Genomic DNA, 13,905 nt, shown 5'->3' with positions numbered 1-13,905 from the left:
ATTTTGAAAACAGACGATTCAAAATAGATTCTCACGTTTTAGTATTAAGATTATTTTAATGAAAAGTAATTTTTAAGCCTTCGAAATATCAACGAATCCTTCTCCAAATACGTCACGAACATCATGTATAGCAATGAACGCAGCCGGATCTGTAGTTTGAACAATTCGCTTTAGCTTCACTACTTCTTGCTTATTAATAACAACATAAAGAATGTCCTTCGGCGTTTTCGTGTAATAGCCATGACCTGAATACACGGTAACCCCTCTGCCCATTAAAGAAGTTACCTTCCCGGCAATTTCATCCGGTTTATCTGAAATAATCGTAATGGCCTTTTTTGGATTTAACCCTTCAATTACAAATTCCATTACTTTCGTTCCTACATATAACATAATAATTGTCAGCATCAGTTTTTCTGCACCAATGATGAAATAAGATGAAAACGCAACGATTAAATCGAAGAACAGTAGACCATAGCTAATGCTCCAACCTAAGTACTTATGTGTCATCCTCGCTAAGATGGTAGTACCTGCTGTCGTTCCACCAACGCGAATGATAAGACCAATCCCGCACCCGATAAATATTCCACCGAAAATGGCATTTACGAGCATTTCATCAGAAGCAATCGTCCATCCTTCTGTTAAATGAAGGAATAGCGAGTTCGTAACTACAGCAATAATCGTATAAATTGTTGTAATCTTATTTAAAAATTTATAACCAACTATTAACAAAATCGCATTTAAAATTAAATTGACTAAACCTGGTGACCACTCAAATAAGTAGTACGTAATAATCGTGATCCCTGTTACCCCGCCTTCACCGAATTCATTCGGGATAACAAACAAATTGACACCTAAAGCAAAAAGGAATGCACCAATAATAATAAAAATAATGTCTGTCGTTCTTTTTTTCATATAGTACCTCACTTCTTATGCAAATATTTCTTCAGATATAAACTCTCACCATTATATCGTGGAATATTCAAATCGAACAGTAGTTTATTTTTATTTTCATATAGGATGATACATCAACTTTATTCTATATCTACATGAAATTTAAAAAGGGTAACAACTGTATTTATTATGTACTACAAGTAAATTTTTGATTTCGTATGCTATTTACGCCGAAAAGTGAATAGGAACACTCTCAATCGCACAAACTTCGAATACAAAACAAATAGGCGAAGCTATAGGATAGGCTTCGCATCAAGCGTGTGCTCACAGAGGTTTATATTCATAAATTTACTTATCTTTCTCCATATATTCTTTAATCTTTCGTTCTTCCCACTCTTTTCCGAATATGCCAACTGGAAAAGTTGTCAAAGCGTGTATAACAATTCCGATTCCCCAACCTGCAAGTGGATATAAAAACCATAATTTACTTGAATCAGAACTTATATTTATGAAAAAAAGCATTAAGTTCACTAGTATATAGACCGTTAAATGAATGTAAAACGCTTTTAAATTCTCCACTCTTTTTTTAGCTCGTAAATAATTCTCATCTCGCTCCATATGTAAACACCTCTTTCATTATTGTATTTTTTAAATTCGCTCCGATTTAAACATCATATTCTAGTTAGGAATCCCTTATTCTCAAAAAATACAAAACAAAAAAGCACCTAGCAAATAGTCATGTGTATGACCATTTGCTAGGTACTGCATAATCCATTTATTATTTACAGGCGTCTAATTAAGACCAAATCCAAACATCATCATTATTTTCAACGTTGCTCTTTACCTCATGAACTTTTTCGATATGATCAACTGTGTTCCAATTAATAGAACTTCCACCCCAGCCTACATAATTCATATCAATTTTCACTTTCTCACTCGTATGAAATACTTGTCCCTTTGTTAAGAAAACATCAATAATAACTTTCTTCCCGTTTAGCGATGGATACTCAACTACAACATATTTAGTAGCACCGTCTGTTCCTACTTTTGATACTTCCCCAATTACATAATCAGGTGAGCCATCTTCTTTCATGTGCATACCTAACTTGTTTGTTGTATTTTCAATTGCAGTTGCAACCATATATTCTGTAAAATTACGCATCATAGATCCAGTAGCTTTTACTTCATCTCCTACTTTCACATTTGAAAATGAATCTATATATACACTAACGGGTTCTTCGTATTGCTTAGATTTTACAACAATTACACCATTATCTACTTCTACTACTCGTCCTTCTAACGTCGAGAGATTCGATTCAATAGAAGCTGCACTCGCTTTTGTTACTTCTAATCCTGGTACATTCGTTCCTGATAATGCTGCGATTCCTAAAGCACCTGCTAAAATTATTTTTTTCATACCCATTATGAAACATCTCCATTCATGATGATTTTATTTTTGATTGGATACGACCAACCTGTAACTATTATAGTTACAGGTTATAGAAAATAGCAACTCTCTTTCTTATGCAATGATGCATACTGTAATTTTTAAATATACAGCAAGAGGGCTTTAATTTAATTCAAAGCTAAAATAACCTTATGACCACGGTATAAAGAAATTAAGAACCACTTTCGGTCCTAAGGTTAACGAATAGCTTTATAAAAACTCAATCAAAATTTATTCAACTAGTTGAATAATGAACCATGTCGAATTTTATTTTCATAAAATTCAAATTTCAAGGAGGTTTTACAAAATATTACACAGAATTATTCGTATATCGTAATACATTTGGAATTTTTTTACGATTCGTTTCATTTTATCTACCACGTTTAGACAAAATGAAATAAAACAATAAAAAGGAGAGAGATAGATTGAAAAGAAAAATTAGTACAGCTGTTGTAGGGTTATCAGTGTTTAGCTTTGGTCTTTTTGGTGTAAATATTGGGGATGGCGGCGTTGTAAAAGCTGAGCACGGTGAAACTTTTTCTCCGAAATTAGAAAGCCATGCTGATTTCGCTGCTCCTAAACTAGAGACACATGCTGATTTAAGCTCGAAATTAGATTCACATGGCGACATTTGGGCTCCTTCTTATACAAATACTCATGGGGAAGGAATGGCTCCTAAAAAAGAGAGTCACGCTGACTTCTTTGCTCCTACGTTAGAAGCGCATGGTAATACTGGCGCTCCTGCTTTAAATGTTGGTGATACGCCGACTCCGAAACTTGAGAGCCATGCTGATACTCCTGCTCCGAAGCTTGAAGGACATGGCGATACTCCTGCTCCGAAGCTTGAAGGGCATGGCGATTTTCCTGCTCCTAAATTAGATGCTCATGGCGATACTCCTGCTCCGAAACTTGAAGGACATGGCGATACTCCTGCTCCGAAGCTTGAAGGGCATGGCGATTTTCCTGCTCCGAAACTTGAAGGGCACGAACATTTTCCTGCGCCTAAACAAGAAGCTCACGGTGAGACTATTTAACACAAAAATCCTAGCTATTGTAGCTAGGATTTTTACCTTCTTACCCTATTCACACCTCATGCATACTTTCTCAACTTTTATTTTAGCATTGTACATGTGGCATCATCTTATTAAGATTCTATAGTCAATTGTGTCCTTTTCTTCATAAAAACACATGGACTGACAGGTTTTACCGACTTATATAATTCTGAATATTTTTTATCAACAATAAATTCCATATAATTACTTTTAATTGTGTTACCATTATAGTTACAATTATATAAAAAAATATACAAGGGGGCTAATATGAACATTTCATTGAAGGGACATACATATACAACAAAACATTTAGAAGCTTGGTACCATGCAATCTTAACGCAAAACGTTAAGGAAGCACAAATTCAGTTTCAAGAAGCTAAAAAAGAACATGAAGAAATACTTTTGAAAGAAACAGAAACGATTCCACTTTATCAGTTATATTATGCATTACTGCAGTTCCGACATACAGCTCTGACAGATGGACTATCAATCTCGAAAGATAGTTTTCAAATCATAGAAGACCAAGAAAAACCAGAAGATAAACACCTATCTTATCTATATCATTATTATAAAGCGATTCACTTAACAGCTATCAATAAATATCAGGAAGCAGACGAATATTTCTTAAAAGCACAGGCGCTTTTATCTGGACACAGCCAAATTGAACAAGCTGATTTCTATTACCGATTTGCAACTTATCATTACCATCAACAACAACCAAGTTTTGCCATTGTAAATGCTTCTAAAGCATTAGAAATTTTTGAAATGCAACACGGATGTGAAAGAAATATTTCTTCCTGTTTAAGTGTACTTGGTGCTTCTTATGCAGATGTTGGACATTTTGAACAAGCTGAGGAAAGTTATAACAAAGCGTTAGATATTCTTCAAAAATTAAATGAAGAATCCTTACAGCTTTTTGTTCGTGGTAATTTAGGACTACTATATGCAAGCCAGAATCTATCTGAAGAAGCAATTCGTCATCTGACACAAGTCATTGAAAAACTCCCTTCTCACTACAAAGCTATATTCTTACTTGCACAAGAACATGAAAAATTAGGACTTGTAGACAAAGCAAACCACTACATTAAAATAGGGAAACAACTTATTTCTGAACTCGATAATGAAGAGTATAAACATCACTTTGCTATATTAGAAGTTTTCACAAATCAAAATGAATTAGATCAAATTGAATCGATTGTTTTAAAAGGAATTGAATACTTCAATAGAGAATCCTTATATAGTTACGTTTCTGAATATCTTGAAAAACTAGCTCTTGCGTTTTATAACAAACAACAACATGAGAAAGCAAGTTTATACTTCTTTAATAGTACAGTAGCAAAAAAATCAAATGAAAGAGGGTTAAAGAAATGAAAAAAACAATTGGTAAAATCGCTATAGGTATTGCTTTTACGGGTATTGCTGCATTTGGCTTAAACGCAGGTTTCACAAATCAAGCTGGACATGCTCACTTCCCTTCTCCACCTGCTCCTTCTTTTTCTGAGGGACATACTGGCGGCGCTCCTGCATTAAACATCGGCGACACTGGTGGAGCTCCTAAACAAGAAGGGCATACACATTTCCCTGCTCCGAAAGTTAAATCTCATGGCAATACTGGTGGCGCCCCTGCTAATTCTGAGCATGGTACAGGTATTTAAGTTACCAAAATTGAAATTTATTTAGTTTTCAATTTCCATATCTATTCGGAAACCATTCAATATAGCACCTATTATGTATACGCATGATTTCTGTAATGATACGCTGTACCCCAGAGAAATCTCCAATACATATGTGGTTTTCAAGTCTAAAAAATACACCTATTAATTAGGTGTATTTTTATTTTACCTCTCTATTTAATAATTAAAGAATGACCCAAAAAAAATCCCAACAAAAAACGAAGAAACTACCTATACTTCGGTCACTTAAAGTACCATGAACGTTGCAATTTTTAGTGACACTCCGTATCCAACCTCCCTTTCCTCCCCTGCCTAAAGGCGATAGCTTTCTTGTTCAGAAAAAGCTGTAACCTCTCCATTCATGATGATTTTATTTTTCGGATTGAATACGACCAACTTATAATCATTACAGTTACAGATTGCAGAAAATAGCAACTTTCTTTCTCATACAATGTTGCATACTGTAATTTTTAAATGCAATTCAACACTAAGATTGAATTCTTGAATCCCAGCAGGTAAACGGATTGATGATGAAGAAACTAATGACATGCATCATATTTTTCAATGCTACGGTTTGTATAATCGTATTTCATTACATTATGTAGAGGCGGAATTCATATGTTAATAAAACCAAAGAGATTACAGCCAGGTGATATTGTAGCAACAGTAAGTCCTTCATGGGGAGGCGCGGGTGATTCTGAAATAAGATGGCGATATGAGCAAGGAGTAAAGAGATTAGAAGAAGTTTTCGGTCTTACGGTTGTTCCCATGCCGAATAGTTTAAAAGGTAGCGAATTCATTTATAACAACCCACAGGCTCGTGCGGAAGATTTAATGACATCATTTCAAGATACGCGCGTGAAAGCAATTATTGCTAATATTGGCGGTCAAGATAGCATTCGCCTACTTCCCTATATAGATTTTAATGTAATACGTGAAAACCCGAAAATTTTTATGGGATACTCTGACGTTACTATTTCACATTTATTTTGTCATAAAGCAGGTCTTTCCTCTTTATACGGTCCGGCAATTTTGACCGACTTTGCTGAAAATGTAGAGATGGATCCATATACGGTTGAAATGGTAAATCGAACTCTCTTTTCCAATGAAGTGATTGGCGAAATTCAACCAGCTCCTGAATGGACGAGTGAGCGTTTAGAATGGATAGAGATAAATAAAGATACAAGACGTACGATGCAGCAAAACAATGGATATGAGCTACTCCAAGGCTCTACCACTGTACAAGGACGTTTAATTGGTGGTTGTATAGAAGTATTGGAATTTGCAAAAGGAACGGAGCTTTGACCTGAGAAAAAACATTGGGAAGATAGCATTCTCTTCTTTGAAACTTCTGAAGACCATCCAGAACCAAGTTATATAAAGTATTGGTTACGAAATTATGCAGCGCAAGGTATTCTCCAAAAAGCCAAGGGCATCATTTTTGGTAAACCGAAAGACGAAATGTATTATGAAGAATATAAACATGAAATACTGCAAGTTATGAAAGAACATAACTTAGAAGATTTGCCAATTCTTTATAATTTGAATTTTGGTCATACTGAACCGAAGTTTATTTTACCTTACGGCGCGATGGCAGAAATTGATTGTGAAAATGGATCTTTTTCTATTTTGGAAAATGGAGTGGAATGAATAAAAACACTCCTACGAGATATAACTGTGAATTGGTACTTTTAAATGATATGGAGATTACTTATCTAATGATAAAGGGGGATTTACGTGTATGGAAGTAACATTTACAGTAAGTAAATGGGATGAAAAACCAATCGATGATACTAAAAAAGATTTCCCTATTAATATTGCCCATGTTGAATATGATATTGATGGTGAATTAAAAGGAAAGGCTTTTGTTGAATACTTATTATATTATTTAGACTCAAGTATAAATGATGGTCACTTAGCTACTGCTAAAATTTCTGGATTTTTACACTTTGAAGGAGTTTATAAGGGCCAGCATGGGACATTTACAGCTATAGAGCAAGGAATATTTGATAAAGGAAATTTAGATTCCCCAGGAACAATTATTAAAGCTACCGGTAACTTAGAAAGTCTGAGAGGTTCCTATCATTATCAGTTTGCAGGTCAAACTAGTAAACTAATTTTAGAGTTTGAATTTTAGCGAAATACCCTATACTTTAGTGGAAAGGACATTTCTTGTAATACTAGGAATGTCCTTAAAGTTCGTTCAAAGGTAATTTTTTCGCCTACTTGCAATTTCATTAGTCCCCCCCCCTCCTCAAAAACTCTTTTAAAATAAGAAAAACCGAAACTAAAATCATTTCGGTTTTTCAAACTAATGAAGTCTATATTTATTTTAAAGAATGTACAAACAACCCACTGCGCAGTTTCGGTTCAAACCACGTTGATTTTGGTGGCATAACTTCTCCAGCGTCTGCGATTGCTAATAAAGATTCCATTGATGTCGGATATAGTGAGAACGCTGCTTTATATGCACCGCTATTTACAAGACGTTCTAGTTCTTCTAATCCGCGGATTCCTCCAACAAAATCAATGCGTGAATCAGATCGCGGATCATGTATTTCAAGTACTTGGCTTAATAAATGATCTTGCAGAATAGATACATCTAAACCTTTCACAAGATCATTCGCATCAAACGTTTCCTCTTTCACTGTGAGCTTATACCACTTCTCGTTTACATACATGCCAAATGTTTTTGGCTCATTTGGTTTATACGGAGAAATAGATGCTTCTTCTACATAGAAGTATTGCTTGATTTGCTTTAAAAACTGTTCTTCTGATAATCCATTTAAATCTTTTACAACTCGGTTATAGTCCCAAATAGATAATTCATCATGAGGGAATAAAACTGATAGGAAGAAATTAAACTCTTCTTCTCCTGTGTAATTCGGATATTGTTCTCTTCGCATGAGCCCTACTTTTGCGGCTGACGCGGAGCGGTGGTGTCCGTCTGCAATGTACAAGTTAGGGATATCTTCAAATAAGTTTACTAAACTTGTAATTACTTCTTCATCAGCTATTTTCCAAGCAACATGCCTAACACCGTCCTCTGCTGTAAATGTATAGATTGGCGCATGTTCTTCTTTCCAGCTTGTGATGAAACGTTTCACTTCTTCTTTTGTACGATATGTTAAAAAGATAGGACCTGTATTTGCGTCACACACATCTACGTGACGAATACGATCTAGTTCTTTTTCATGACGCGTTCTTTCATGTTTTTTAATTGTATCGTCTTCATACTCATCAATAGATGTACAAACGACAAGGCCTGACTGCGTTCTTCCTTGCATCGTCAGTTCATAAATGTATAGCGCTGGCTCTTCGTCTTGTATGAACACTTCTTCTCGTATCAATCGATTTAAATTTTCACCCGCTTTTTCATATACGCGATCATCGTACGGTGAAAGCGCTGGGTCTAAATCAATTTCTGCTTTATCAACGTGCAAGAAAGAATACGGATTCCCTTTTACAACCTCTCTTGCCTCTTCACTATTTAATACGTCATACGGTAAAGCCGCAACTTGTACTGCTTTTTCTTCTACTGGACGAATGGCCCGAAACGGTCGGATTTTTGCCAAGTTCCTCTCTCCTTTACACAATCATTCGAACGGCTACAACACCTGTAATTTTGCTTATATTTTCCACTATATTCTCTTTTATTATATCATCAATTCCGTTATCAATATCAATCATTGTGTACGCCCAAGAATGTTTACTACGATTAATCATATCGGCAATATTAATATGATGTTCTGCTAAACATCCTGTAATTTGTCCTACCATGTTCGGAACATTTTGATGCATAATCGTAATTCGTTTCTTTCCGATATACGGCAGCTCAACATTTGGATAGTTGACTGAATTACGAATATTTCCTGTCTCTAAATATTCACGTAATTGACGCGCTGCCATGACTGCACAATTTTCTTCTGATTCAGATGTAGATGCACCGAGGTGAGGCGTCGCTGTTACGTTTTTCATTTTAATCACATTTTCATTCGGGAAGTCCGTTACGTAATGTGCAATAATGTCTTCTTCTAACGCTTTTTGAAGAACCTTTTCATCTACAAGTTCTCCTCTAGAGAAATTGAATAAACGCATTCCTTTTTTCATTTTCTCTATAGCGTGTTCACCAATAATCCCCTTCGTTTGATTCGTAAGAGGAATATGAAGGGTAATATAATCACATGTTGCAAAAATTTCATCTAAACTAAATGCTCTTTGCACATGTGTAGAAAGGCGCCATGCTGTTTCAACTGAAATGTAAGGATCGTATCCGACAACGTCCATCCCTAAAGCTAACGCATCGTTCGCAACTAAAGCACCGATTGCACCAAGTCCGATAACTCCTAGACGTTTCCCTGCAATCTCTGATCCAACGAATTGTTTTTTTCCTGATTCAACAAGCTGCGGTACTTCTTCTCCTTCTAAATTTTTCGTCCAGCTTACTCCGTTAATAATGTTACGTGAAGACATAATAAGACTTGCAATAATAAGTTCCTTTACTGCATTAGCATTCGCTCCTGGTGTATTAAATACTACAATCCCTTTTTCTGTACATCGCTCGACAGGAATATTATTTACACCTGCACCAGCTCTTGCAATCGCCTTTAAGTCTTTTGAAAAATCCTCTTGATGTAAAGAATAACTGCGAAGTAAAATACCGTCTGGGTGATCCATTCTCTCCCCTACTTCATAGCGCTCTCCGCTAAGTACTTGCAAACCTTTTTCTGCAATTTGATTTAACGTTTGAACACGAAACATATCCCCATCTCCCTATCTATTCTCAAGCTCAAATTCCTTCATATACTTTACTAATTGCTGTACGCCTTCTGCTGGCATCGCATTGTAAATACTAGCGCGCATACCACCGACTGATCGATGTCCTTTTAACGTAACAAGGCCGCGTTCTTTCGCTTTTTGTAGAAACTCACTGTTCAGCTCTTCTGACGGCGTTGTAAACGGAATGTTCATAAGTGATCGATACGTAGGATCAACCGGTGAAGTAAACAATTTTGATTCATCTAAGAAATTATAAAGAAGTGAAGATTTCATTTTATTTTGTTCTTCAATCGCAGATACCCCGCCTTGCTCTTTCAGCCACTCTAATACAAGTTTCGTTACGTAAATACTAAAGGACGGCGGTGTATTGTATAAGGAGTTATTTTTACTGTAAGTTTCATAGTTTAACATCGTAGGACAAGAGCGATCTGCTCCCCCAATTAAATCTCTTTTTATGATTGCAATCGTTAAGCCTGCTGGCCCTAAATTCTTTTGCGCTCCCGCATATATAAGACCAAACTTCGAAACATCATATCGTTCTGATAAAATATTTGAGGACATATCCGCAACAAGCGGTACTTTATCTACATGTGGAACTTCCACATATTTCGTTCCTTCAATTGTATTGTTCGTTGTAATATGTACATAATCTAGTTTTTCATCGCCTAGTAAACCATCCAGTCTAGGAATTGTAGTAAACTTCTCATTTTCAGAAGAAGCAATCACTTGTACTTCTCCTACTTTTTCAGCTTCTTGCATCGCCTTTTTAGACCATGAGCCAGTCAATATATATCCTGCTTTTTTATACGTATTCATTACATTCAGCGGTATCATAGAAAATTGTAATGACGCACCACCTTGTAAAAACAATACTTCATACTCATCAGGAATGTTCATTAATTCACGAAGCAAGCTACCCGCTTCATCTATAATACTTTGAAAATAAGAAGATCGATGACTCATTTCCATAATAGACATGCCTGTCCCGTTATAATTTACAAGCTCCTTTTGCACTTTCTCTAAAACTGGCAAAGGGAGTATTGATGGTCCTGCTGAAAAATTATACACTCTTTCCATCACCCAGATGACCTCCCTATTTCTCATTTTAATATTTTTTAAACTTTCTGAATTATAACCCACAATACAAGACACGGTCAATTTCTTTTCTAATATTACGGCGTAAGACGCAATGGAATCGCTTGCATATGCAAACTATTTTTATAAACATACAAAAAAGTGCTAAGTACATAATCGTACTTAACACTCTAGTAGTAATGGAATAATAGCTAATTGTTCGTAAAGAACCGATCAAAAATTTGATAAATAGCAGAAAGACCAATGAGCCAATAAATAGTGTCCACAAGCGCCGGCATAGAACCAAACCATTTCTCAACTACATTGTAATCTAACGCCACAAATAACCAATTCAAACCGCCAAGAATCACCAAAATTACTGTAAGGTAAGACAAAAATTTCATGATGATTGCCCCCTAGGTGATAAGATGGTGAAAGGCCTTTCACTAGAAATATATGTAGTGAACCTCAAAACTTGCCTATTTTATAAAAATTATTTTCGGTACCAGCCATTAATAACTGCTGCCGTTTCTTGACTATGTATTTGATACGCATGCGTACTATTATTAGATCCAATAAACCAAATTGAAAAGCCTTTAAAATATGACTTCGGTTCTAATACGTCACGGTAAGCGCGCCATCCGTTTAATTGTACGTCTTTTGAAAACACATTAGAAACATCTGGATTCCACGGATTTTGTAAGCCTAGTTCACGCGCCGGAACGTTAAATCCGCCAAAATAAACCGGTTTTCCTGTTGCTTTATGTAATTGTTCTAGTTGTTGAACAACATTTTGTTCACGGTTATATACTGTCGTCGCAAATAAACTTTGCTTCACTTCTTCATATGATGGATTTCTTTTTCCTGAAACTTCAAACCAACTATCGATACTAACAATGTCTACCTTCTTTAAATACGGACGATTTATTTTCTCAACAAACTTCGCTTCATATGAAGGATCCCAACTTGCTGTTAACCACCAATTCATTTGATACAAAACATTTCCTTTATACTGCTGGCGAACAAAATCAATTGTATCGCTCCAATATCCTTCTGCATATTCCATATTCACGAAATTAGAAGCAATCTTAAGCCCGTACACATTGTATTTACTTGTAATCGAGTTAAAGATGTCTTGCAAAATAACCGTTTTCCAATTCCAGAAGAAATCATTAATATTACTTGGATTCCATTCCGTTTCCCCAACATTTCCTTGCTGAATATATGGGAACGGCTCCACTATAACTTGAATATTACGCTTTAATAATTCTTGAATTAAAATAATAGCCTGTTGCTTTTGCGCTTGATTAATTACCATATTCGTAGAAGTCACATTCGGAATATCTACCTGAATCGGTACATTTACTGTATTTAAATTTAAGCGCTCTACATCAGCTAACACTTTTGCCACATTTCCAACTTCCCATACCGTTACATTTCCTGATTTGATTTTTCCAGATTGAACAGTATTTACATCTGCCTGTACATTTCCTTGAAAACAAAAAGAAAATAGCATAATAAACACTCCTAAAAAACTTATTAAACTCTTATTTTTCTTCACAACTTTCCCCCTATAATTTTTGGATTTCCTGATTATTTTATACAACATTTCATATATATTCCACAAAAAATCCAATAAATTTTTATTAATAAAAATGCTATTCACCCTTTATCCATATCTTATTCAGACTAACTTCCTAAAAATAGTAAGGTAAATAAAAAAGGAGCATATTTCCGCTCCTTTTTCCCCTTATATGATTGAAATTATTAACTTCCTTCTGGTAACTTAATTGGATCAAATTTTTCAAATGAATCAATTTTTATGCTCACAACTGTATCCAATTTTTCTTTATCCGCACTAGATTTTTTATCTGTATTACGTTCACTCAGTTTTATAGCTGTGCGCATCTCTTCAAATTTATAATCTTTCGTTATTATATATTCAACAGTTAACGCATCCATATTAAATCCTTCCATTAATTTGTTCATATCTCCATTAATTTTCTGTAATGTATCAACTGCTTCTTTCCCCTTTAGGTCAAGTGTAAGCTTATGTGTATCTCCCTCCTTCTTCGCTTTCATTTTCTTAGCCAAAACTTCTGGTAGATCTAACTCATTAAGTAAATTTTTACTTACCATTACGTCATTTACATTAAATTGATCACTAGGTATCGTAATTAACTCTCCTGTACTAGGGTCTTTCACTTGAGCAACGACTTTTCCATCTACTTCGTACGTTACAATATCTGTTCCACTTATTTTCATTTCTGCTCTAGAATTCTTTCGTTTCGGCTCCATTTGAATGTTCATTTTAATCTCTTCTGATTGACTGTTCCCCTTCATTGACATAAGAGACGTTAAAGTGAGAAAATCCTCTTGTTTTAAATTATCACCTGCTTTTTTAAAAATATCTTTCGCTACTAGTTCATTTTCTTTTTGTACAGCGACTGGCTTCGTAACATTCGTTTTCTCACTACTACACCCCGTTGTCAAACCTACTATTAACGCCAAACTAGATGCTACAATCATTTTCTTCATAATGATCCTCCCCATTCCCTATTAGAAATAATTACACTTCATGTATAGTAAACGAAATAAATTAACATAAAAACAGATACAATACTTATTTCACTTCTAAACTAAACCAATTGTTCAATCCATATACTAACGTAACTAACGCTCCTATAACACCAAAAATAACTATATTTATACCAATTGAAGAACCAAATACAACAGCCATTATTGACACAATCATGAATAAAATGGCGATACTATTTATCTTAATTTCTACTATATCGCCATCCTTTACTTTCTTTTCTTTACTCCCAAAAAAGAATTGTTTCACTTTTATATTTGCTTCATCTCCCTCAAAAGGAAGCGTATATTCTTCATTATTTTCAAGTTTCATTACTACTTCATTATCTATCTTTACAGCGACTCTTGCTGCTCCTCCCATCATTCCCGTTGCCCTTACTACTTTAATACTCAT

At 35.1% G+C, this 13,905-nt stretch carries 14 protein-coding genes and 1 pseudogene; 5 read left to right on the top strand and 10 right to left on the bottom strand.

Annotation, left to right across the window (positions count from 1 at the left end):
• Positions 1-72: 72 nt before the first annotated feature.
• From LMD38_RS10895 to LMD38_RS10885, 3 genes are all read right to left on the bottom strand, one after another.
• On the bottom strand, positions 73-912 hold the full coding sequence (locus tag LMD38_RS10895) for a YitT family protein (RefSeq protein WP_000747495.1): 840 nt from the start codon (positions 910-912) through the stop codon (positions 73-75).
• A gap of 327 nt (positions 913-1,239) precedes the next feature.
• A complete protein-coding gene (locus LMD38_RS10890) occupies positions 1,240-1,509 on the bottom strand; it encodes a 2TM domain-containing protein (protein WP_000438993.1) in 270 nt (89 codons plus the stop codon).
• Between the two features lie 178 nt (positions 1,510-1,687).
• Entirely contained in the window at positions 1,688-2,314 is a 627-nt protein-coding gene (locus LMD38_RS10885; protein WP_062822215.1) for an ATP F0F1 synthase subunit alpha, read from the bottom strand.
• 449 nt (positions 2,315-2,763) lie between these two features.
• On the opposite strand from LMD38_RS10885, the gene LMD38_RS10880 reads away from it, so the two are divergent.
• From LMD38_RS10880 to LMD38_RS10860, 5 genes and pseudogenes are all read left to right on the top strand, one after another.
• On the top strand, positions 2,764-3,372 hold the full coding sequence (locus LMD38_RS10880) for a hypothetical protein (RefSeq protein WP_228920286.1): 609 nt from the start codon (positions 2,764-2,766) through the stop codon (positions 3,370-3,372).
• Between the two features lie 285 nt (positions 3,373-3,657).
• Positions 3,658-4,761, top strand: a complete 1,104-nt coding sequence (locus LMD38_RS10875; protein ID WP_062822217.1) for a tetratricopeptide repeat protein — start codon at positions 3,658-3,660, stop codon at positions 4,759-4,761.
• A complete protein-coding gene (locus LMD38_RS10870; protein WP_016717998.1) occupies positions 4,758-5,045 on the top strand; it encodes a hypothetical protein in 288 nt (95 codons plus the stop codon). The genes LMD38_RS10875 and LMD38_RS10870 overlap by 4 nt, the downstream gene beginning before the upstream one ends.
• A gap of 636 nt (positions 5,046-5,681) precedes the next feature.
• A pseudogene (locus LMD38_RS10865) lies at positions 5,682-6,713 on the top strand (S66 family peptidase).
• 91 nt (positions 6,714-6,804) lie between these two features.
• Positions 6,805-7,200, top strand: a complete 396-nt coding sequence (locus LMD38_RS10860; protein ID WP_062822218.1) for a DUF3224 domain-containing protein — start codon at positions 6,805-6,807, stop codon at positions 7,198-7,200.
• Positions 7,201-7,390: 190 nt separating this feature from the next.
• On the opposite strand, the gene LMD38_RS10855 is transcribed toward LMD38_RS10860, so the two are convergent.
• The 7 genes from LMD38_RS10855 to LMD38_RS10825 form a co-directional block, all read right to left on the bottom strand.
• Entirely contained in the window at positions 7,391-8,638 is a 1,248-nt protein-coding gene (locus tag LMD38_RS10855) for a DUF1015 domain-containing protein (protein WP_062822219.1), read from the bottom strand.
• Positions 8,639-8,651: 13 nt separating this feature from the next.
• Positions 8,652-9,824 carry a 3-phosphoglycerate dehydrogenase family protein gene (locus LMD38_RS10850; protein WP_062822220.1) on the bottom strand — a complete coding sequence of 391 codons (1,173 nt, stop codon included), beginning with the start codon at positions 9,822-9,824 and terminating at the stop codon, positions 8,652-8,654.
• A 12-nt stretch (positions 9,825-9,836) separates the two neighbouring features.
• Positions 9,837-10,919 (bottom strand): 3-phosphoserine/phosphohydroxythreonine transaminase, encoded by a 1,083-nt coding sequence (serC, locus tag LMD38_RS10845; RefSeq protein ID WP_062822244.1) that lies wholly within the window; start codon positions 10,917-10,919, stop codon positions 9,837-9,839.
• A 209-nt stretch (positions 10,920-11,128) separates the two neighbouring features.
• Positions 11,129-11,320, bottom strand: coding sequence for a DUF378 domain-containing protein (locus tag LMD38_RS10840; RefSeq protein ID WP_062822221.1), 192 nt, complete (start codon positions 11,318-11,320; stop codon positions 11,129-11,131).
• 89 nt (positions 11,321-11,409) lie between these two features.
• On the bottom strand, positions 11,410-12,477 hold the full coding sequence (locus LMD38_RS10835; RefSeq protein ID WP_062822222.1) for a glycoside hydrolase family 113: 1,068 nt from the start codon (positions 12,475-12,477) through the stop codon (positions 11,410-11,412).
• Between the two features lie 206 nt (positions 12,478-12,683).
• Entirely contained in the window at positions 12,684-13,454 is a 771-nt protein-coding gene (locus tag LMD38_RS10830; RefSeq protein WP_016718005.1) for a hypothetical protein, read from the bottom strand.
• 85 nt (positions 13,455-13,539) lie between these two features.
• Positions 13,540-13,905 (bottom strand): hypothetical protein, encoded by a 366-nt coding sequence (locus LMD38_RS10825; RefSeq protein WP_016718006.1) that lies wholly within the window; start codon positions 13,903-13,905, stop codon positions 13,540-13,542.

Source organism: Bacillus pacificus, assembly GCF_020861345.1.
GTDB lineage: Bacteria > Bacillota > Bacilli > Bacillales > Bacillaceae_G > Bacillus_A > Bacillus_A pacificus.
The sequence above is the reverse complement of the archived record's forward strand: the minus strand, read 5'-3'. Positions and strand labels throughout refer to the sequence as shown.

Coding starts and splice junctions, on each gene's coding strand:
- LMD38_RS10895 (WP_000747495.1), bottom strand. CDS start 912: ATGAAAAAAAGAACGACAGACATTATTTTTATTATTATTGGTGCATTC.
- LMD38_RS10890 (WP_000438993.1), bottom strand. CDS start 1,509: ATGGAGCGAGATGAGAATTATTTACGAGCTAAAAAAAGAGTGGAGAAT.
- LMD38_RS10885 (WP_062822215.1), bottom strand. CDS start 2,314: ATGGGTATGAAAAAAATAATTTTAGCAGGTGCTTTAGGAATCGCAGCA.
- LMD38_RS10875 (WP_062822217.1), top strand. CDS start 3,658: ATGAACATTTCATTGAAGGGACATACATATACAACAAAACATTTAGAA.
- LMD38_RS10870 (WP_016717998.1), top strand. CDS start 4,758: ATGAAAAAAACAATTGGTAAAATCGCTATAGGTATTGCTTTTACGGGT.
- LMD38_RS10860 (WP_062822218.1), top strand. CDS start 6,805: ATGGAAGTAACATTTACAGTAAGTAAATGGGATGAAAAACCAATCGAT.
- LMD38_RS10850 (WP_062822220.1), bottom strand. CDS start 9,824: ATGTTTCGTGTTCAAACGTTAAATCAAATTGCAGAAAAAGGTTTGCAA.
- serC (WP_062822244.1), bottom strand. CDS start 10,919: ATGGAAAGAGTGTATAATTTTTCAGCAGGACCATCAATACTCCCTTTG.
- LMD38_RS10840 (WP_062822221.1), bottom strand. CDS start 11,320: ATGAAATTTTTGTCTTACCTTACAGTAATTTTGGTGATTCTTGGCGGT.
- LMD38_RS10830 (WP_016718005.1), bottom strand. CDS start 13,454: ATGAAGAAAATGATTGTAGCATCTAGTTTGGCGTTAATAGTAGGTTTG.
- LMD38_RS10825 (WP_016718006.1), bottom strand. CDS start 13,905: ATGAGTATTAAAGTAGTAAGGGCAACGGGAATGATGGGAGGAGCAGCA.